We start from the raw sequence: 20,430 nt of genomic DNA on the forward strand, positions 1-20,430 counted from the left end.
GCAAAACCGCCATTTCAAGCTGCGGTTTAACCGCCAAACCAAGTTAACAGTCACAGAAAACCGCCATGGGAACGAAGAGCCGCGCTCGGGGCCGGTCGTTCTCACAAATAGTTCTCGAAACGGTACAGTCGAACCAAGGCCCCTGATTGAGTTTTGAGAAGAGAAAACCCATGACCACACACCGCATCGGTTACGCCCGGGTCTCCACCCGGGATCAGAACTTGGACCTGCAGCTCGACGCCCTGAAGAAGGCCGGATGCGACAAAATCTACGAAGACACAATCAGCGGCACCGCGTCCCAACGCCCAGGACTCGACCAGGCACTGGACACCGTGCGGGACGGTGACACCCTGGTGGTGTGGAAGCTGGACCGCCTGGGCCGAAGCGTTAAAGACCTCTTGGACTTCGCCGGCGGCCTGAACAACCGGGGCGTAGGCTTCGTCAGCCTCACCGACGCGATCGATACCACTACGGCGTCCGGTCGCTTCTTCTTCAACGTGATGGCATCCCTGGCTCAGATGGAACGGGAGCTCATGGTCGAACGCACCCAGGCCGGACTCCGTGCCGCGCGCGAACAAGGGCGAGTAGGCGGCCGCAAACGCATTATGACGGAAGCCAAGATCCGCTCCGCCCGCAAACTCCTCAACCAAGGGACTCCGCCACGGGAAGTTGCCAACAGCCTCGGTGTGTCCATCCCTACTCTCTACCGATGGGTCCCGGCGGCAGGCGCGACCGAGGCACCAAAGAAGTAGTTCCTGCTGGTTGGTGCAGGCGACTCTGAAAAAATGACTATTGGTGCAGAGGACTATTGAGCAGAATGCATTTCCGTGCAGGGCACTTCTGACATTTCAATGTCCATACTCGTCTGCACTACCCCGGAATTCCGCGGGCGTCTGTGCAGTCGACTTCTGAAAACGACAAATCGGCCGCCGGGGGCTTGTCCCGCTAGGGCGTCCCGATTCTAAGGAACTGGGACGATTGGGTGTAGCGTTTAGGGGCCCCTTCACCGGGCAGTTTTGCGGGCGGGTCTTACGGAAATTAGCAAGCGCAGGTCTGAGCATGCCTTGGAGCGGCGTGCATGCCGGTGGGTCGGCGGCTAACGGGCGGGACCAAAGCCTGATCCGAGTCTGGAAGCGAGTCTTGGTGCTCGCTTTGGGGTGGCGGTCTACTGTTGGATCTTGTGATTACAGAACTGCTCACCGAGTCTCTGGCCGTGCTCGCGGACGTCGACTGGACGGCGACTTCGGCGATAGCGACGGCGGTGGGGGCCTTGGTCACCGCGGCGACGATGATCTTCATCGCTCGTCAGACTTCGGCTACCCGTCGTTCCGCCGATGAGGCAAAGCGAAGTGCGGATGCCGCCTATAAGACGCTCGGGTACTCCCAAAAGCAGCAGGACTATTCGGCTGCTCAGCATCGGCAATCCCTGTTCATGGCAACCGAGGCGATCAAGGCCAGAATCGATGCTGACATGCCTCGAATCACAGTCACCGAGTTACGCTGCGGCACGCCGACCATTATTGACAGTTCAATCCCACGTCCCCTGCCCGGTCAGCTCTCCGTGCACACACACGGGGCACTAAAGATCAGGTACACAGTTGCCTTCTCCCTGCACAATGACGGCAACCGCAACGTCGAAGTTAGTTTCGGGGCTCCGGTGGGGCTTGACGGAGCCGAGACTCAGAAAGACAAAACTGTTGTGGCCCCTGGTGCGTCACGTGAGGTGAAGCATCAGGTGACGCGAACCCTTGCTGAATGGGTGGTCATCTTCAATCAGCGGCAGTCAGGTGTGCCAGGGGACGTCGACCGGCTTGAGATTCGCTACCGGTCCGATGCCGATACCGGGGCGCACGACAACCAGTTCATCGAGACCGGCGGCGTCCCCATTGAGCCGAGTGCCGTCGATCCTGTCCACTGGCAACTCGGCGGTCAGCTTGGCGCCGGTCTAATGCCCGCGGTCCGAACCTACTACCTGTCCCGATACGCAAACAGGCGCCTTCCCGACATCGCATGGGACGACAAGCTACCTTCATCCGTGTCAGCTGATGCCGGCGACTTTGGTAACTGACACGGCGGATCCGCGGGGGAGTGTCCCACCACTGGTGTTCCCGTTCGAAAGACATGGCACACACCTCCCAAGTGTCAGATTCCGAAGTCGCTTGCAAGGCTCGCAGTTCTTGGTCGATCTACTTGGTCTTACTCCGTGCTGCTACACACAACGTATTGCACTTATAAGTGAAAGTGGCCTAGTGTAGGGAAAGTTAGGGAAAGTACGCCGAGGGAGGCGAAAGATGTCCGCCTTACTGGACAGAAGTGAAAAAACAGTTGTCACCACGACTGAACAAGAGAACGCCCAGGCGCGAGAGCTTGCTGAGCGACTCCGCGCGAAGACGGGCCATGACTCAATCAGGTTGGCGCTCAAGGACACCGCCGGGGAGTCCGTAGAAGCGCCGGCGGAGTTAGCCGCGATCCTCCGAAAGGTTGTGGAAGCAATCGGTCGAGGTGGCACCGTCACGATCGGAACCCTTCCAAAGGAATTGACGACAACTACTGCGGCCAAGATGCTTGGGATTTCACGCCCCACCCTGATGCAGCTCATCAGCAAGAACGAGCTGCCCGCGCACAAGGTCGGATCACACACTCGCGTTTTCACCGAGGATGTTCAGAAGTACAGAGCGGTCCGGGCCGCTGCCCGTCGTGAAGGCATCGACGAACTTCGCGCTCTTGAGGACGAACTGGGCGTCGACGAATAGGCCGGGGTGGCGGCCGCCAGCTGTAAAGTGCAAGCTATGAGCTCGGCGGTCACCATCGTCCTTCTGGACGCGAACATCCTCTATTCCAGGACCCTTCGGGACTGGATTGCGCTTCTGCAGGTCGAGGCGCCCGGTCTTTTCAATGTGACCTGGACGGAGGACATCATGGTTGAAACCCTGTATCACCTCCGCAAAGACAATCCATTGTGGTCTGAGCAGCAGATCGGCGGAATCCGTCGGAAGCTTGAGAAAGCCTTCACCGGCGGCCAAATCACAGGCTACCAAATCGACCCGGGATTGAATTATCCGGACATAGGTGACGCCCACATCCATGCTGCTGCAGTCCATGGTGCCGTGGACATAGTTGTCACGATGAATGGGAAAGACTTCCCTTACAGTGATGACCTTTCCTACGAGATCTACACGCCGGATGACTTTCTAATCCTCGTCGATGACGCCGTCCCGCAAGCTGTCCAGGCAGTGACAGAAGAACAGCTTCGCTACTTCCACAAGCAATCCTCAGCGGACGATGGCGTAGACCTTCCCCTCCACCTGAAAAAGGCCAGTGCGCCCCTGTTTGCTGAACGGGTTAGGGAACATTTGCAAAATGTGGACATGAGCATCCTGACGACACAGACCACTTAGGGAGACTAGTCCGAAAATGGGAGTGAGCTTCCTGTAGTCGGTGCATGTGGAATTGCCCGGCGGGCGATGGTGAACCGGCTGGGCGGATGATGAAAATGGGGTCAGGCTGCCGGGGTCAGGGTCACGGTGTAGCCGAGGGCTTCGAGCTGGCGGACATGGTTGCGTTTACTGGTGTCCGGGTTGGTACGGCGGCTGAAGTGGTCGGCGCCGAGGTCATGGAATCGTGCGTCCGGATCCTGGAGCAGGTGCCAAATGATGACCAGAATGGAACGTCCGACGGCGACGATGGCGCGTTTCTTGCCGCGCCGCCGGGCGATCCTTCGGTAGCGTTCGCCCAGGAAGGTATCGGTTCTTCCGACGCCAACGGCAGCTTCGCCCAGGACGCGGGCGAGGTAGCGGTTGCCGTGTCCGGTCGAGCCGTTGCCCTTGCTTTTCCCGGCGGAGGAGTTGATGCCCGGGGAGAACTTCGCCCATGAGCATAGGTGTCCCGCGGTCGGGAACCGTGTCATGTCGGCCCCGGTTTCGGCCAGGATAATCGCGGCGGCGACGGAGCCGATGCCCGGGATTTCATCCAGGCGTTCCGCCGCCACCGCGAAAGGGGCCAACTGCACCCCGATCTGTTCATCGACCGCGGCGATATCGGCGTCGATCCCGTCGATCCGGGCCAGCATCCGTGCCAGCAGGAAGGCATGGTGGTCATCAAAGTGGCCGGTGAACGCCTCCTCGAGTGCGGTGATCTTCGTCCGCATGCTCGCCCGTGCCAACTGCGCGAGCACTTTCGGATTCTGTTCGCCGGCGATCAGGGCTGCCATCATCTCCCGCCCGGAGACCCCGAAAATGTCCGAGGCGACAACGGAGAGCTTGATACAGGCGTCCTCGAGGAGTTTTTCGACCCGGTTCTTCTCCGCCGTCCGCGTCCCGACGAGATCAATCCGGTACCGGGTCAGGTCCCGGAGCCGGCGGATCGGGGCAGGCGGGACAAAACTCGGGCGGAGCATCTGCCGTTCGGCGACTTTGCACAACCAGACCGAATCGAGCACGTCGGTCTTCGGCCGCCCCGGCAGATGCCTGACGTCGCGCGCGTTGACCAGCCACGGGTCGAGCCCGTGCGCCTCGAGGAGATAGAACACGGGCTTCCAGTAATCGGAGGTTGCCTCCATCACCACCCGCTCGATACCGAGATCGACCAGATGGTTGGCCAGCTCGGCCAACGAACGGGTCATGGTCGAATGCGTGGATACCTCCTGCAGGCGTCTTCGGGTGTTCCCCGGGCCGGGGATCCGCACACAACACACGAGTTCGGCTTTGCCGATATCCAGGGCAGCGACCCTGGCAATGATCTGTTCCTCATCCTGGGATTCGGCCAGCATGGCCTTCGTCATCTCCTCACCAAACGCACCAGATCTGATTGTCGAAGCGGCCGCCCGTGGGGATCACCGGGAAAAACGGGAATCTAGTCCTCGTCCTCGTCGAAAGAAACAGTGAAGGGCCCACAGCGTGATCCCCAGCGCCCGGCTAGATGACGGCCTGAAAGAACCATAGAGGCACGGCGTTGACAGGCGACCACGAGAACATTTTCAGCCCGGAACGGGCGTCCCACAAGGGACACAAAGGCTAGATGGGAGTGTCCCAGTAGAACTGTCCCGGTTCCAAGGAAAGTGGAACGCCCGCGATAGTGGTTGTGATTAGCTTCATTCGTGACGAAAGCGACGGCCACTCCAGAGAAACGGCGGAAACGTCGACAGATAGCCTTCCGGATCCTGCTTGGAGTCGTGTTCGTGGCCGTCGCAGGCCTACCTCTTGCCGTGCCTTCCCTTACGTTCGCTCTGACTGTCCCCGTTGGTGCCGGACTGGTAAGCGCCATGGTCGCCATACAAAAGGCGGACGCCAGTACAGAAGCGGCGGCGAGGGCGGAAGCTGCCCAGGAAACAGCACAACGAGCGTCCAAGGCGGCTCACTTCGGCCTCGCCTTCCAAAGCAGGCCGAATGTCGGCGTCCTATGGGCACGGCCCGTAGCTGGCTTTACCCACTGGAATCTCTATTTGACCTCAAACCGCCCAGCAAAGGACATAAACGCGGAATGGCACTTCGCTGATGGCCGTCCGCCCGTAACGGCGAGCTTTCCGGAAATCGTCCCGGACCCAAAGGATCCATTCGGATGCTCGACGCCACCGCTGATGGTGCCGTTGGGTATTCCGGCTTCGGTGGAGCTTGGGGAGATACACAAGCAAGTGGTCAAAGGGACCCTTGAATACACGGACGCAGTTGGGCTTGCCCGTTGGAAGGTCACCTGGCGATATGTCCCATTAGGCCCTGGAGATGACCCTCAGATGGAATACCTCAACGCCCCTAAAGCAGCCTATGAATCGGAACTTGTTGACCTCTTGAAGCTGCCCGACGACCTCTAATGCCGTCCGGGTGTCATTTGATGCTTCCTCGACAGAGTGCAGTTCAGAGGACCGGAGTTGCTGTCTGCCCTCGTTGTCGCTTGGTGGCCCCTCGTGCAGGCGGTTTGCCGGTGTCAAGGAGCTGTTCATCGTTCAGCAATCGGACGTATCCGGAGAAAAGTAACTCAAGTCGGTCTTCGGCGTTGCGTATCTTTCTTTGCGGTGCCAGAACCCGATCTAGGGTGAGATCCAGAGCATGGTGGGCGTGGAGTAGATCCTCATGCATCGCGTCCGTATTGTATAGCGTGGCCAGGGAATCCTCCGGATGGTTCTCTCTGGCCTTAAGGACGGCCCTTCCTGCTTCGATTACGTAGTTACGGTTCTCCTTACTTAGGACCGGCAATGGAAAAGTATTCCACGCTAGAAACTTATTGAACCGGTAGTCGGACTTGATTCGCCCGCCTATGGCGTCTTGCCAAACCATGAACCAGCTCGAAGAGATCACCGCAAAAAGCAGCCCTTCAGGGTCTTGTGCCACAAAACAAGCATTGCTCGCAATGACATCTTTGTCCTCATGCCGTACGGGGAAATACAAGTGGTTTTCGCTGATGTGCTGCGGAATGCAGACATAATCAAAGGCAGGTTGACCAACTTGGACGAACTTGTGGGGTTCGCGCGCCTTATCGACGGTGGAAGGCGCTTTGCTGTTGAGTCTGAATTCTCGAACTGCGTCGACGCGTCCTGACAGCAGTGGGCTTGCTCTAATGTCCTCCGATTTGAAATCCGGGCCATGCATCCACAGGCACCAGCGGTCGATGTTGTGAAGCAACTCCTTTGCGCCGATGTATTTTCGAACGTACTTGGCAGCGATGGGATCGTTGTTAAATACCTGGTAATACTCTGCCTTGATAACAAGATTCCCGTCGTCTGTTGGCTTACTCCCGTACTTGACTTCGGGAACATCTGCAGAGATGGGACGAGAGGTCCTAGGCGTAACGGGAAGTTCGGGTCCTGCCACTAGGTAGGGGCTTATAGAAGTGACTTCGCGAAGGACGGGAGCAGCAACCAAGCTCTCATACTCGAACAATCGCCGTTGTCTCGTCGTGGAAACTGCTGAGGAGTGGGCTATGCCGATAATGACGACATGGACAGCTGCTGCACGCTGAGCCTCTGATTTCCACGCGAATGTGCGGTGGGCGAAGTCGATTGTGAAGCCGGCGCCGTATATGTATTGCCACAGCGCCGCAACTTGCTCACCCTGGCAAATGGAGTTGGTTGACACCAAAGCGATGCGTGTAGTGGTGTTGCGCGCGTATTCGGCCGCCTTCTTGTACCACGCCGTAACGAAGTCGAGTGAGCCATGATAGTTACTGCCCCACACGCTCACTAGATCGGCTGTCTGACTAGCACTTCGCATGCTGATCCCCACGAATGGTGGATTACCAACAACGTAGTTTTCTGGGCCATGCGGGAAGATCGTAGACCAGTCGAGCCTGAGGGCGTTTCCGCCTTGGGGATCGGCAACTGTTGACGTGTGGATCACCGCCGACTCGGCAATCGGCAGTCGTTCCGGAGCATGACCGAACTTCTCAATTAGGCGCAAGTTACATTGACGGTCAATGAGATGGAGCGCTGTTTCCGCGATCCGGGCCGGCCACTCGTCGATTTCAATCCCGAAGATTTGGTTCAGGGAAACTTTGAGGTCGAGCGCTTCTGCCCGGCGGCCACATAGCCGGTTGAGGAACCCCCAGCGGGACATCGAAGCGATTGCGTAACGGGCAAGATATTCATTCACACTAGGTCGGTCTCGTCTCAGTGCACCCGGATGAAAATCGTTGCACGGGAACTTATTAGATGCCTCTTGCACCGGGCTGCCATATGCCACTCGCCCTCTAGGTATCTTTGACCAGGCCGGGTAACTGGCGGCCCACACCGCCACCGCCGTAGGTGCAGATGCACGGCCCCTATTCAAGGATGAGGATCAACGCCATCAATAGGCCGCTGGCACCGACCAGAGAAAAGAGGCGCGCGACATTCACTTCCCGACGAGGTCGAAGGGGCTTGCCGTGTGCCAGTTGCTGCTGGCCGCCCTGAAAGAGAAAGATCAGGGCAGCCATCACAATAGTGCAGTAAGCGTCCCGGCTGGGAACATCTGCGCCGCGGCTCCCACCGTACCTGCCGTGTTTCTGAGGCGGGCCGGGACAACGGGTGTCCGCAGGTTCAGTCGTGGGACAAAGTCTTCTGAGCGCGCGGAGATACCTCCTCCAACAATGATGAGGTCTGGGGAGACAAGGAACTCGAGGTGGGCGAGGTACCGCTGAAGCCGCTCTGAGTAGTCGGGCCAACTCAGATCTTCCCTCTCCCGGGCTACTGCTGAGGCTCGTGACTCCGCTTTGAACCCGTCAATCTCGAGGTGGCCAAGTTCGAGGTTTGGTACGAGCTCTTGGCCCACAATCAGAGCTGATCCAATGCCCGTGCCGAGGGTGATTACGAGCACCGTGCCGGAGTTGCCCCGACCTGCTCCGTATCTAGCTTCGGCCAGTCCTGCCGCGTCAGCGTCATTGATGGCTTTCACCGGCCGGTCCAATCGTTCGGACATAAATCTCTCTACGTCGAGACCTATCCAGCTGGGGTCGATATTGGCAGCTGAGCGGACCAATCCTCTCTGCACGATGGCCGGTAGCGCAACGCCAATTGGGGTAGATGGAGGGGGTGCTGAAGGGGAGCTTTCCAGATGTCGAATCATCTCGGCGATGGTATTGATGATCGACCCGGGAGTGGCTGGCACCGGCGTCGGAACCTGCAGTCCCGATCCAAGTAGTTCGCCGCTGCTTACATCAACAAGACCACCTTTGATGCCAGTTCCCCCAATATCCAATCCGACGTAACCGGCGCCAAGGGCAGTGGTGTTGCTACTGCTCGAGGCCCCTCGACGGGTTGTGGGCACTTCTCTAACCTTCTTTGTCAGAACGCGATTCTGCAGGTGGTCGATGGACTCTTCAAACCTGGCTTCGTTGCCCCCTCCCTTCGTGGCATGCATTTGGATTCGGTCCCCATGGTTATCACTCATCGATGGTTTTCTGATGGCTCGAAAATCAGCCCCCGGTGCTGAAGGCGGCGTCGAAGGACGCTTGGGAGGCGGGGAAGTCGAACTTCTTGAGCGCTGCGAGGGCTTCGGGGGCGCCGTGGAGCCGGTCCATCCCGGCGTCTTCCCATTCGACCGAGATGGGCCCGGTGTAGCCGATGGCAGCCAGGGCGCGGAAGGAGGATTCCCAGGGGACATCGCCGCGGCCGGCGGAGACAAAGTCCCAGCCCCGTCGCGGGTCGCCCCAGGGCAGGTGCGAGCCCATGACGGTGTTCCGGCCGGTGGGGCGGAGCTTGGTGTCCTTGCAGTCCACGTGGTAGATCCGGTCCTTAAAGTCCCAGATGAACGAGACGGGGTCGATCCCCTGCCACATGAAGTGGGACGGGTCCCAGTTCAGGCCGAACGCTTCACGGTGGCCGATCGCTTCGAGGGTCCGGACGGTGGTCCAGTAGTCGTAGGCAATCTCGGACGGGTGGACTTCGTGGGCAAAGCGAACGCCGCATTCGTCGAAGACGTCCAGGATGGGGTTCCAGCGGTCCGCGAAGTCCTGGTAGCCGGCCTCGATCACGGCGGCGGGGACGGGCGGGAACATCGCGACGTACTGCCAGATGGAGGAGCCGGTGAACCCGACGACGGTGTCCACGCCGAGAGCTTTGGCGAGCCGGGCGGTGTGTTTCATTTCCTCCGCGGCGCGTTGGCGGACGCCTTCGGGGTCGCCGTCGCCCCAGACCTTGGACCCGACGATCGCCTCGTGGCGGAAGTCGATGGGGTCATCGCAGACGGCCTGGCCCTTGAGGTGGTTGGAGATCGCCCAGACCTTGAGGTTGTATTTGTCCAGGACGGCGAGTTTGGATTCGACGTAGCCGGGTTCGTCCCAGCGCCAAGCATCCAGGTGGTCCCCGGACACGGCGATTTCGAGGCCGTCGTAGCCCCAGCCGGAGGCCAGGCGCGCGACTTCCTCGAAGGGGAGGTCGGCCCACTGGCCGGTGAACAGGGTGTACGGGCGGGGCATTTGGCGTCCTTTGCGTGAGTTTGGAGGTCAGCTGAGAGGAGTGAGAGGAGTTACGGAGAAAGGCACGGCCAGCAGCGACTCCGAACCCTTCACGAATTCCTTGACGTGGCTTTCTTCGTTATGGGCCATGAGGTCTTCGAGACGAGCCCATCCCTCAAAGAGGACGAATGTACCGGGTCTCTGGTCGTCGGAGAAAACGGTGTACTCCACGCATCCTGGGTCTTTTCGACTTACCGTCTGCAGAGCAAGGAGGGCTTGTTGAAGGTCGGCTTCGTGGCCTGCTTTGGCGGTGAAGACTGGCATTAGCCAAACTTCTGCAGTGTCCTGCCGGGCTGGGAGGGGGTTGGGCAATTTTCCGTCCTTGGATGGTCCTGTGCATTTCCGGGAGGGACGGCTCGGCGCCGTCCCTCCCGTGGTTGGTCAGATCAAGCGTTGATCTGCGGGACCTCGACCCATGATTCTTTTGCAGCGGATTCGACGATCGCGTCGTCGATAAGGGCGACCTGGTAGCCGTCTGCAAAATTGGGGCTTACGCTGCCGCCTTCTGCGATGGCTTTGAAGAAGTCGTAGGCCTCGATGATTTTCGTTTCGCCATAGCCAATGCCGAGGGCAGGAATGGGCCAGAGCCCTTCTCCGTATGGATGAGCCGGTCCGGTGTAGACGGTGCGGAATCCACGGCGGTCGCTTTGGTCCGAAGCGAAGCAGACCTGCAGTTCGTCGCGTCGCTCGTAGTTGAAGACGATGCTGCCTTCGGTTCCGTGGATTTCGAAGGTGAGGTAGTTGTTCCTTCCATGGGCGTTGCGTGTCGCCTCGACGGATCCGACTGCCCCGTTTGCGAAGCGGATCATGGTCATGACTTCGTCGTCGACATCAACCTGGCCGCGAGGGCCTTCCCCGCCCCGTACGGTGCCGAGTGCGTCCGCACCGCCGGCTTGGAGCGGTCGCTCCGGGATCCAGGTGGACAGGACGGCATTGACGGCGCTGAACTCGCCGACGAGGTACCTGGCCATGTCAATGACGTGTGTTGCGATGTCGCCAAGGGCGCCGGAACCTGCGATGGATTTCTGGAAGCGCCAGGACAGCGGGGAGTTGGGGTCGGCGCTCCAGTCCTGCAGGTAGGTTCCGCGGAAGCTCAGGATACGGCCAATTGCCCCTTCCTCGATGTATTTCTTTGCCAGCGCGACTGCGGGGGTACGCCGGTAGTTGAAGGCGACCATGTGGACTATGTTGGCGTCTTTGACCGCGTCATACATGGCCTTGGATTCTTCGCTTGTGCGTGCCAGGGGCTTTTCGCAGATGATGTGCTTGCCTGCTTCAGCGGCGGCTATGGCGATTTCTGCGTGGAGGTGGTTGGGCGTGGCGATGTCTACGACGTGGATGTCTGGATCGTCAATAATGCTGCGCCAGTCCGCGGTGGAATTCTCGAAGCCGAAGCGACGGGCCGCTTCCGCAGCGAGATCCGCATTGGCTTCAGCGATGACTTTGCGGACCGGCAGTGCCGGTGCCGGCCAAAAGAACATGGGCATAGCGGCGTAGGCCAGGGAGTGGGCCTTGCCCATGAAGCCGCCTCCGATGAGGCCGACATTGAGGTTTTGCATGTGAATCTTGTTCCTTCCGGAAAGCTCGGGAGGCGCCGGCTGTGGCGTTCCCTTTGCGGTCAAAAATGTGTCAGAGGAGTTTCTCGAGGTACTTCTTGCTCAGTTCTGCTGCGGCTCGGGGATCACCGTCGTAGTTGTCGAGTTCGACCATGAGCCAGCTGTCGTATCCGCTTTCCCGGATCGCGGCGATGATGTCCGGGAAGTCGAGTTCACCCTGCCCCAGGGGGAGGAAATTAAACGGGTCTTGTTGGAAGTCTTTGAGGTGGACATGCTGGATCCTGTCGGGGTACTTCCGGATGACCGCGGCAGGGTCTGCTCCGCCGGCTGCAAGATGGGCGGTGTCCGGGCAGAAGCCGATTCGGGTGAGCGGCATAAGTTTGTCCAGCTCGTCCGGGCTCTCGACGATGGTGCTCAGATGCGGGTGGTAGCTTGCCGAGAGCCCGAAGCTTTCTGCGATGTCCGTTACGCTGTCCAACGCCTCACCGAGGCGTCGGTAGTCCTCGTCGGTGGTTCCGGCCGCGCGCCGTGCTCCACCACCTACTACGAGCCGTTCCGCTCCGAAGCTCGCGGCCAATTCGGCGGCCCGGTGGATCCGGTGCATTTCGTCAGGGAGGATGTCGGCGTAGATGAAGTTTGCCCCGGTATAGACACTTATCAGTGAGACTCCGGAACTGCTCAGGATCTCCTTGAGTTCCTCGGGCTTTTCTGCGTACTCCGCAAGATTGCCGTCGAACATCTCAACACCCTGGTAGCCCACAGAGGCGATGTCCTGGACGGCGTCCCGCATCGATCCGTGAGTCATATAAAAAAGATCCTTGACGCTCGTCACGCCTTGCGCGTGGCCGACGACGCCGCCCCAGGTTATGGAACAGTAACCAAGTTTCATTGCTTATGCCTTTCAGCTGCGGAGGAAGACTTGAGTAATTCGAGTGGGTTGTCAGTGCTGGGGACGTCAACCCACGACTGTTGCGCAGCGGAGGTTACGAGCGCATCAGTCAGGAGGGCTGCCCGCAGACCGTCCCGGAACGTGGGCAGGCCCTCGGGTTCTTGACCCTGGACAGCCGCGTATACGTCCGCGACGAAGGCGTTGAAGCTGTCCTGGTATCCCTGAGGATGGCCCGGTGGGAGTTTCGCGTACCGCCGACCGCCCGGCGTGGTGAGGGTCTGCGGGCCGACGGCGATTTCGGAACTGGACTCTGTGCGGCCCACATGCAGGGTGTCCGGTCGCTCCTGATTGAAGCTAAATGATGCCTCGGTTCCATCAAAGGAGAACCACAGGCGGTTTTTTCGGCCCGGGCTGACCTGGCTGACTACCAGGGAGCCGGTGGCCCCCTTGTCGGTCTCGAACAGGAGCGTGGCCCCGTCCTCGGTAGCCACGGAGGACAGCTGCCCGCCGGTTTCGCGTTGGTCGTATGCCCGGCTGGTCCTCGCCACGAGCCTGGTGATTTTGTGTCCTGTGGTGAACTCCATCAGGTCACACCAGTGCACGCCGATGTCACCGAAAGCCCTGGAGGCTCCTCCGAGTTTCGAATCGACCCGCCAGTTCGTGGCTTCCGCGCCCACCAGCCAGTCCTGCAGGTAGGAGCCATGCAAGAGCCAGAGGCGGCCTGCGTCGCCCCGGAGGATACGGTCGCGGGCCTCGCGGACGGCCGGATAGAACCTGTAGACGAAGGGCACGGCCGTGACGACACCTGCCTGGTCCGCGAGGTCCGTCAGTTCCTGGGCGTCCTCAACACTGGTAGCGAGGGGCTTCTCGCAAACGACGGGCTTCCCTGCTGCGATGGCTTTGCGTGCGAGTTCGGCGTGGGTGGCGTTCGGGGTGCAAATGTGGATGACATCCACGTCGTCTCGTGCGATCAGGGCCTCAGGGGACTCGGCCGCGGTTCGGGCGCCGAGTCCGGGTGCTGCTGCCTCGGCGGAAGCCCGACTGCTTCCGGCGACTGCACTCACTTCGCCACCTGCTGCGCGCACCGCGTGGGCGTGAACGGAGCCCATGAATCCCGTGCCGATGATTCCGGCCCGTAGTTTGAAGGTCATGTGGTCCTACTTCTTCCGGGCGAGAGCGACGGCCAGGATGATGATGGCGCCCCGGACCACCTGCTGCTGGCTGCTGTCCAGGCCGGCCAGAATCAGTCCGTTGTTGATCAGGCCGATTAGCAGGGCTCCGAAGAGGGTTCCGATGACGGAGCCGAAGCCGCCGAAGAGGCTGGTCCCGCCGAGGATGACGGCGGCGATGGCGGAGAGCTCGTCGCCCGCTCCCCACTGGAAACGGCCGGACTGGAGGCGGCCCGCGTAGAGCATGCCGGCGACGCTCGCGGCCATGCCGGAGATGAGGAGCACCTGGAACTTGATGCGCTTGGTGTTGATGCCGGTGAACTCCGCGGCGTTGCGGTTGCCGCCCGTGGCGAGGACCTGACGGCCGAATCTGGTGCGGTTCAGTACGACGGCGCCGATGGCGACGAAGATGGCGCTCCAGACGATCAGGCCGGGGACGGGGCCGAAGTTGCCGGATCCGAACAGCATGTTGAAGGTGTCGTTGAGGATCGGCTGCGGGGCTGAGGCAGTGATCCACTGGGCGACGCCGACGGCGATGCCCAGCATGCCGAGTGTGACCAGAAAGGAGGGGATGCCCAGGAGGCTGACCAGGGCGCCGTTGACCGATCCGACCACGAGTCCGACGGCGAGGCCGGCGAGGATACCTGGGACCAGACCCCATTGGGACAGGGCCATGGCCGTGCAGACGCTGGAGAGGCCGGCCACTGATCCGACGCTCAGATCGATCTCAGCGCAGGCGATGACGTAGGTCATGCCCACGGCCATCACGGTGATGGTGGCTGTCTGCCGGAAGATGTTCAGAAGGTTGTTCGGCGACAGGAAACCCTGATCGCGCAGCAGAATGGCGAAGAAGAGAAATACGACGACGAACCCGAGATAAATGACGTAGCGTCGCCAGTCGAGTTCTTTCAGCATGGTGCCGAAGTTACGGGATGCCGCGGTTTCCCGGGGCGAGATGGTGTTTGACTTGCTCACTTTCAGACTCCCTGGACTGCAAGTTGGAGATATTCCTCGTCAGCGATGTCGCTGCGGGGGATGTCGCGGATGACGGTGCCGTCCTTGAGGACGAGGACGCGGTCGCTGACCGCGAGGAGTTCGGGGTACTCGGAGGAGATGACGATGACCGCTTTGCCTGCGTTGGCGAGCTCGCGGATCATGTCCAGGATTTCGCTCTTGGTGCCGATATCGACGCCGGCCGTCGGCTCGTCCAGGATCAGGATGTCCGGATCGGTGCCCAGCCACTTGGCGATGACCACCTTCTGCTGGTTGCCGCCCGAAAGCAGGCGCACCGGCCGGTGGGGGTGAGCGACCTTCACCGCGAATTTCTTGATCAGGGAGGAGGACAGCTCCTTGCCCTTGGCGGAGTCCAGGAGCGGTCCTCGCCGGAGCTGGCCGAGCAGCGGCAGCAACAGGTTGTCGCGGACGGAGTGGTCCAGGATGAGGCCCTGTGCCCGCCGGTCCTCCGGGATGAGGGCGACTCCGGCGTCGATGGCCTGCTGCGGAGAAGCCAGATTCGTCTTCTTGCCCCGGATAAGGACCTCGCCGCTGTCCAGTCTGTCGATGCCGAAGAGCACACGTGCCAGCTCGGTGCGCCCGCTGCCCATCAGCCCGGCCAAGCCGAGGATCTCGCCGGGGCGAAGCGCGAAGGAGACGTCCCGCACCCGCCGCCCCGCATTCAGCCCGTGGACCTCCAGCAGGGGTGGTCCATCGTGGGCTACGTGGTCCCGTGCTCGGTAGGCCATCTGGCCCTCGATCTTCTTGCCGACGATGCCCTCCACGATCTGCCCGGGCGTCACGTCGGTCAGCGCGTCGGTGAGGAGGCGTCGCCCGTCGCGAAGGATGGTGATGCGGTCGGCCAGACGGTACACCTCGTCCATGCGGTGCGAGATATAGATAATCGAGATGCCACGCTGCTTGAGACGGTCGATCAGTTCGAACAGCGCTTCGGACTCGTGCCGGGCCAGGCTGGCGGTGGGTTCGTCCATGATCAGGACCTGGGCGTCCTGCGAGAGTGCCTTGGCGATCTCGGTCAACTGCCAGTAAGCCGTGCCGAGCCGGGAAACCTCAGCACGAGGGTCGACGTTAACTTCCATGTCGGCGAAGATCTCCTTGGCTCGACGCACCGCGGCGCGGTCGTCGATGAGCCCGCCCGCACTGAGCGGCTCGGAGGCAAGGAAAATGTTCTGAGCGACGGTCAGGCTCGGTACGAGGCTGAACTCCTGGAAGACCATCCCAATTCCGGCGGCCTTCGCGTCCTGAATCGATTTGATGGCGACCGGTTGGCCTCCAATGAGGATCTCGCCCTCGTCTGCCTGATAGACACCTTGAAGGATCTTCATCAGTGTGGACTTCCCGGCACCATTACCTCCTGCCAGGGCGTGGACCTCGCCCTTCCTCACGTCAAAGCTGACATCCTTCAGCACTGAAACGCCGTTGAAGCCCTTGGAGATCGAATGCATCTCGACCACATTGTCTGAGGTGTTCATTGTTGCCCTTTCAGGACGGTGCGGGGGTGGAGTCCCCCGCACCGTCGGGTCTGGCTACTTCTTGTAGGACTCTTGAATGTCCTTCGGAGCGTCCTCGTGGTAGACCTGCTTCCAGGCTTCCAGAACGTTGGAGTGATCAACCGGGAGGGCACTCAGCGCCACATACGCCGGCGCTTCCTTACCGATCAGTGCACCTGCGGCCAGCCTGGCCTCCGTAACGCCTTGGTCGAACGGAACCTGGGCCCCGAGGCCGACGACGAGCTCGTTCTTGGCCAGGGCGATGGCGACGTTCTTGCCGAGGTCCTCAGTGGCGATCTTCAAATCCTGTCGGCCCGCGGCGCGGGCTGCAGCCATGACACCTTCTGCGGGGACGTCCCATACCGCCCAGATGCCGGAGAGGTCGGCGTACTTGCTTAGCATGGCGTTCGCGGCGGCCTGAGCGTCACCGGCGAAGTCTGGGCCGGCGATGCCCTTCTCCTCGACGATCTTGATGTCGGGGTACTCCTGGGTGATTGTTTCCTTGAACCCCTGGTAGCGCTGCTTGGTCACGAAGAAGTCGGCCTGGTGGAAGACAAGTCCGATCTTTCCCTTGCCTCCGAGTGCCTTGGCCATTTGGTGGGCGGAGACGACACCGTTGCCGTAGTTGTCGGCAGAGACAACAGAGACATAGTCCTTGCCGGCGGTCAGCCCCTGGGGAATATTGTCCATGAAGACGATTTTGGTTCCGGCGGCCGCGGCTTTCTTGTAGGCGGAGGCCGTGGCCACGGGGTCCGTGGGGATGGAGACGATGATGTCCGGGTCCTGCGTCATGACGGTCTCAATGTCCGATACTTGCTTGTCCGGTTTAAAGTTCGCGTCGGTTGTGGCGATGACCTTGATGCCGAGTTTTTCGAATTCGCTCTTGAGTCCGTTGGTCTGGGCGGTCGCCCAGTCGTTGCCGCCGTAGTGCATCACGATTGCAGCTTTGGCGTTGAGTGCCTTGACCTTCGCGATCTCCTCGGGTGTCAGATCTGCAACGGATGCCGGGGAGGGTGTCTCGCCGTTGGGGCCCTTGCTCAGGACCTGTCCCTTGATCTTGTCAAGGGCCTGCTGGGCTTTGTCGGACACGCCTGCATCAGGAGCGTTTGAAGTGCCCGTTGTCGAATTGCTGCAGGAAGCGACGGAAAGTGACAGGACAGCGGCCAAGGCCAAGAGGGGAAGCCTGCGGATCATCATTGTTCTCCAATGCTTGTGAGTTGGATGGATATTTGGGGTGGATCAGGCCAAGGCTATGGCGAGGGCAGGGGGAACCGGGGACAGGACGAGGCCGCCGGCAGCGGAGGCCGCGCGGATAGCAGCGGCCTTGTCTGAAGCTCTCAGGAATGCTTCTGCATGCAATTTTTCGACGAAGAGGCCCAGGGAACACGGTCCGTAATGGGCTTGAACCCACCGAACCGCCTCTCCTGCCGCTTTCGTCATTTCACCGCCGGCTGTCACGGCGACCGAGCCGTCAATGGTGGACAGTGACGCGGGCGCGCCTGATTGGTCGACAGAGACGACCAAGCTCGCCCAGAGGAGGTTGTCATCGAAGATGCCGACGACGGCCGAGGAGCCGGCGGAGACGAAGGCGCGGACAGCAACTGCGAGATCATCACGTGCTGTGTCCGTCAGGAGCACTTCCAAATTGGCCCACTGGGCCCGGTCAATATTTCGAAGGCCAGCGCTGGGGTCGAGTAAAAGTGCATCGACGATGGTGTCGCTCATCCCGCTCCCTCTTCGTTGAAGTCTTGTCTCCGTAAACGTTCACGAAGCTACCGTAAACGTTTACGCTCATATCGTAATCGTTTACGGATGTTTGTGTCAAGCATCACGCCGCTGGCCGATTTGAGGTTCAGGAAGAGTGCGGCGACGTAAGATTAAGGGCGCACGGAATGACCGCGGACTCGGCCCGGCCAGTGCAGGACAGGAGACCACGTGAGAGGCACCGCCATCCCCACCGAGGCGAATGACCGACTTCCGGACGCTTCCTTGCGGCGGAAGCCGACTATCAACGATGTGGCGCAAATCGCCGGCGTCTCGTTCGGGACCGTCTCCCGAGTCCTCAACAACGCCCCGGACGTCAGCGCTTCAACTCGCGAACGAGTTCTGCAGATCATCAAGGACATCGGCTACCGCCGGAATCGGGCGGCGACCGCACTGGTCACCAGCCGGTCGACTTCCATCGGCATACTCTCGGACGGCTCGCCACGATTCGGACCTGTCGGGACACTCATGGCCCTCGAGAACATTGCGCGCAAGAAGGGCTACGCCACAACCGTCATCAGTGTCGAAAAACCCTATGAAGAGTCCGTGCAAGCCGCCCTTGACACTCTGGACGATACCGGCGTCGGGGGGATCATCGTCATCGCACCTCTCGTCGACATGGCAGCAGCTGTCTGGAATGCCTCATGCCGTGTCCCAGTGGAGATGATTGCGGCCGGAGCATCATCAACTCCAAACGTCTTCACATACTCAGAAAATCAGGAGCTCGGAGCGAGGCTGGCCACGCAGCACCTCATAGACCTAGGCCACACCGACATCGCCCACTTCGCCGGCTCTATGGACTGGTTCGACGGACGGGTACGTAAGCGCGGCTGGGAGGCCGCGCTTAGTGATGCCGGACTTGCACCAGGGTTGTGCATCGAGGGCGACTGGAGCCCCAGATGGGCTTATGAGACCGGCCTCCAGCTCGTCCGGGAGGGAAGGATCCCTCAGGCGATCTTCGCAGCCAGCGACCATACCGCCCTCGGGCTTATTCGCGCTTTCGCCGAAAATGGCGTCCGCGTCCCGGACGATGTAAGTGTCGTCGGTTTCGACGACATCGAAGGGTCAGACTATTTCCTGCCGCCGTTGACTACTGTGCGCCAGGACTTCACCGCACTGGCACTCATGAGTACGGACGTGCTAATCGGGGCCATGGAGGGGCGGGGGGTGGACCGTACGCCGATCGCACCGACCCTTGTAATACGCAACAGCTCCACACGGGCCACCTCCCACAGCAGTTCACCAAAAGACCCACGAAATGGGCAAAATACATAGCTGTCGGCTGGTATTTCTTCTGCGATCACGAGACTTGCCCGCGTTGTCGCGTACGAGGGTCCCTGCCGGGATCAAGCCCTTTCTTAACTGCGACGTCGGTGCTTCGGCAAAAACGGCATCCTGGTAGGCCAGTCCGGTGAACTGTTCGGTGATGGGGCGCCATACGGGACGCCTCATGTGTGCGAGGACGACTGAATTCCGAGCAGACATCGTGCCGGCGCGGAAAGCTAAGGTCGCATTGAAGCCGACATCTGCCCGTCAGCCCTTCGGTGGCGCGGGAACCGATCATGGTTAACCGGGCCGGAGATAACCGTCCTACCGGGGCCGCAAATACTTGGGCCTACGAGGCTACGCCGTTAGAGGTTCCCGGCGGACGCTAAAGCTTTCGGGGCGTCTGTCGTCCAAAGTAGGCCGGTCCCTGCAGTACCGGGACCGCACGAAAAGGTCCAGCAGGCTGCCGCGTCTCAGCGGCAGGCCGACCTCCGAGCTAGCGCCCGCACTCACAGGTTGAACGTGGCTGTTCCCTCCTGGGGAGCTCCGGTTGTTCTACCGCGGCACGAAGCCGTCCTGGTGGTCCTGAATGAAGTCGACATACTCAGACAAGTGAGCGACACCTGTCGCGCATCGATAACTGCACTCTCACCAGGCCAAAGGTCATCACGGAGGCGCTTCACGCCAACAGAAACCCGTGTGAGCTCTTTACCCTGACGGGACCAGAGCGTCACCCCGTCGGCCTCAATAAAGGCTGTCGCCCGAAACCCGTCCCACTTGGGTTCGCAGTACACGCCGCCTGGCAACGCTTTGGGTCCGGGGAATGTCTTGACGAATTTCGCCAGGGCAACAGCAACCGGTGGTTGCAGAGCCGGGGGGATGGACTCGCTCATGGGCCCAGCCTAAAGGACGGGCCGTTTCTAGCGCTGCGGGCCGTCCTGGATGCCCTCGGCGGTGTACTTCTGGGTGCGCCTTATGGTCTCCGCCATGGCCCGTACGGACTGCGGGTCGTCCTGCCAGCGGCTGCCGTCCCGCGTGCAGGCATGGAACGACACACCTGCTTTCTTGGCTGCCTGCTGCAGTTCGGCCCACGCCGCTTCCAGGTCTGCCAGCTGCGCGGGCGTCAGCGGCTCGCGTTCCGTGGCCACCACGACGGCGGAGGGCTGCGCTGCGGCCGGTGCCCTGCGCCGGGTGAAGAAGCTTCGCAGTCCCACAGTCCAGCTCTCCTTCTGACAAAGAATGTCCCGCCTGGGATTGGGGGAACCAGGCGGGACAATCCCACCGTACCAACCCAGTCTGACAAGTCCCAGGGCAATGGCAGGCTCGCAGGGCTCGCCCTGGTTTCCGCTGCGCTTCAACCA

21 protein-coding genes are annotated in these 20,430 nt (G+C 60.8%); 6 read left to right on the plus strand and 15 right to left on the minus strand.

From position 1 onward, the window contains the following. Nucleotides 1-170: 170 nt before the first annotated feature. From QK290_RS17190 to QK290_RS17205, 4 genes are all read left to right on the plus strand, one after another. Entirely contained in the window at nt 171-752 is a 582-nt protein-coding gene (locus QK290_RS17190) for a recombinase family protein (protein ID WP_282331855.1), read from the plus strand. 419 nt (nt 753-1,171) lie between these two features. Continuing rightward, a complete protein-coding gene (locus QK290_RS17195) occupies nt 1,172-2,068 on the plus strand; it encodes a hypothetical protein (RefSeq protein ID WP_282331857.1) in 897 nt (298 codons plus the stop codon). Between the two features lie 223 nt (nt 2,069-2,291). Beyond that, nucleotides 2,292-2,753: a helix-turn-helix domain-containing protein gene (locus tag QK290_RS17200; RefSeq protein WP_282331858.1), complete on the plus strand. Its 462-nt coding sequence runs from the start codon at nt 2,292-2,294 to the stop codon at nt 2,751-2,753. A gap of 36 nt (nt 2,754-2,789) precedes the next feature. Further along, complete coding sequence (locus QK290_RS17205) at nt 2,790-3,398, plus strand: PIN domain-containing protein (protein ID WP_282331859.1); 609 nt, start codon at nt 2,790-2,792, stop codon at nt 3,396-3,398. Nucleotides 3,399-3,499: 101 nt separating this feature from the next. Here QK290_RS17205 and QK290_RS17210 read toward each other — a convergent pair whose 3' ends face one another. Continuing rightward, on the minus strand, nt 3,500-4,768 hold the full coding sequence (locus QK290_RS17210; RefSeq protein ID WP_282331876.1) for an IS110 family transposase: 1,269 nt from the start codon (nt 4,766-4,768) through the stop codon (nt 3,500-3,502). A 492-nt stretch (nt 4,769-5,260) separates the two neighbouring features. Between QK290_RS17210 and QK290_RS17215 the strand changes: the two genes are divergently transcribed. Beyond that, nucleotides 5,261-5,806 (plus strand): hypothetical protein, encoded by a 546-nt coding sequence (locus tag QK290_RS17215; RefSeq protein ID WP_282331860.1) that lies wholly within the window; start codon nt 5,261-5,263, stop codon nt 5,804-5,806. Between the two features lie 43 nt (nt 5,807-5,849). Here QK290_RS17215 and QK290_RS17220 read toward each other — a convergent pair whose 3' ends face one another. From QK290_RS17220 to QK290_RS17275, 12 genes are all read right to left on the minus strand, one after another. Next, nucleotides 5,850-7,580, minus strand: a complete 1,731-nt coding sequence (locus QK290_RS17220; protein WP_282331861.1) for a DNA methyltransferase — start codon at nt 7,578-7,580, stop codon at nt 5,850-5,852. 169 nt (nt 7,581-7,749) lie between these two features. After that, entirely contained in the window at nt 7,750-7,902 is a 153-nt protein-coding gene (locus QK290_RS17225) for a hypothetical protein (RefSeq protein ID WP_282331862.1), read from the minus strand. Then, nucleotides 7,902-8,855 (minus strand): polyphosphate--glucose phosphotransferase, encoded by a 954-nt coding sequence (ppgK, locus tag QK290_RS17230; protein WP_282331863.1) that lies wholly within the window; start codon nt 8,853-8,855, stop codon nt 7,902-7,904. The genes QK290_RS17225 and ppgK overlap by 1 nt, the downstream gene beginning before the upstream one ends. Nucleotides 8,856-8,880: 25 nt before the next feature. After that, the gene (locus QK290_RS17235; protein WP_282331864.1) at nt 8,881-9,882 is read right to left on the minus strand and encodes a sugar phosphate isomerase/epimerase family protein; all 1,002 of its coding nucleotides are present in this window, start codon (nt 9,880-9,882) and stop codon (nt 8,881-8,883) included. Between the two features lie 27 nt (nt 9,883-9,909). Continuing rightward, nucleotides 9,910-10,185: a putative quinol monooxygenase gene (locus QK290_RS17240; RefSeq protein WP_282331865.1), complete on the minus strand. Its 276-nt coding sequence runs from the start codon at nt 10,183-10,185 to the stop codon at nt 9,910-9,912. A 122-nt stretch (nt 10,186-10,307) separates the two neighbouring features. Continuing rightward, nucleotides 10,308-11,480 (minus strand): Gfo/Idh/MocA family oxidoreductase, encoded by a 1,173-nt coding sequence (locus QK290_RS17245; RefSeq protein WP_282331866.1) that lies wholly within the window; start codon nt 11,478-11,480, stop codon nt 10,308-10,310. A 70-nt stretch (nt 11,481-11,550) separates the two neighbouring features. Continuing rightward, on the minus strand, nt 11,551-12,366 hold the full coding sequence (locus QK290_RS17250; protein ID WP_348994484.1) for a sugar phosphate isomerase/epimerase: 816 nt from the start codon (nt 12,364-12,366) through the stop codon (nt 11,551-11,553). After that, the gene (locus QK290_RS17255) at nt 12,363-13,517 is read right to left on the minus strand and encodes a Gfo/Idh/MocA family oxidoreductase (protein WP_282331868.1); all 1,155 of its coding nucleotides are present in this window, start codon (nt 13,515-13,517) and stop codon (nt 12,363-12,365) included. Before QK290_RS17255 ends, QK290_RS17250 begins: the two co-directional genes overlap by 4 nt. Nucleotides 13,518-13,523: 6 nt before the next feature. Beyond that, a complete protein-coding gene (locus tag QK290_RS17260; protein WP_282331869.1) occupies nt 13,524-14,510 on the minus strand; it encodes an ABC transporter permease in 987 nt (328 codons plus the stop codon). A gap of 2 nt (nt 14,511-14,512) precedes the next feature. Beyond that, nucleotides 14,513-16,021, minus strand: coding sequence for a sugar ABC transporter ATP-binding protein (locus QK290_RS17265; protein WP_282331870.1), 1,509 nt, complete (start codon nt 16,019-16,021; stop codon nt 14,513-14,515). 54 nt (nt 16,022-16,075) lie between these two features. Beyond that, nucleotides 16,076-17,128 (minus strand): substrate-binding domain-containing protein, encoded by a 1,053-nt coding sequence (locus tag QK290_RS17270; protein WP_282331871.1) that lies wholly within the window; start codon nt 17,126-17,128, stop codon nt 16,076-16,078. Between the two features lie 150 nt (nt 17,129-17,278). Continuing rightward, nucleotides 17,279-17,764 (minus strand): hypothetical protein, encoded by a 486-nt coding sequence (locus QK290_RS17275; RefSeq protein WP_282331873.1) that lies wholly within the window; start codon nt 17,762-17,764, stop codon nt 17,279-17,281. Between the two features lie 210 nt (nt 17,765-17,974). Here QK290_RS17275 and QK290_RS17280 point away from each other — a divergent pair, with 210 nt between their 5' ends. Continuing rightward, the gene (locus tag QK290_RS17280; protein ID WP_282331874.1) at nt 17,975-19,078 is read left to right on the plus strand and encodes a LacI family DNA-binding transcriptional regulator; all 1,104 of its coding nucleotides are present in this window, start codon (nt 17,975-17,977) and stop codon (nt 19,076-19,078) included. Between the two features lie 500 nt (nt 19,079-19,578). Here QK290_RS17280 and QK290_RS18710 read toward each other — a convergent pair whose 3' ends face one another. Continuing rightward, nucleotides 19,579-19,962 (minus strand): hypothetical protein, encoded by a 384-nt coding sequence (locus tag QK290_RS18710; RefSeq protein ID WP_348994485.1) that lies wholly within the window; start codon nt 19,960-19,962, stop codon nt 19,579-19,581. A gap of 27 nt (nt 19,963-19,989) precedes the next feature. After that, nucleotides 19,990-20,430: hypothetical protein (locus QK290_RS17285; protein WP_282331875.1), on the minus strand; the 441-nt coding region annotated here is incomplete at its 5' end.

It is taken from the genome of Pseudarthrobacter sp. AL07 (assembly GCF_029960665.1).
Classification (GTDB): Bacteria; Actinomycetota; Actinomycetes; order Actinomycetales; family Micrococcaceae; genus Arthrobacter.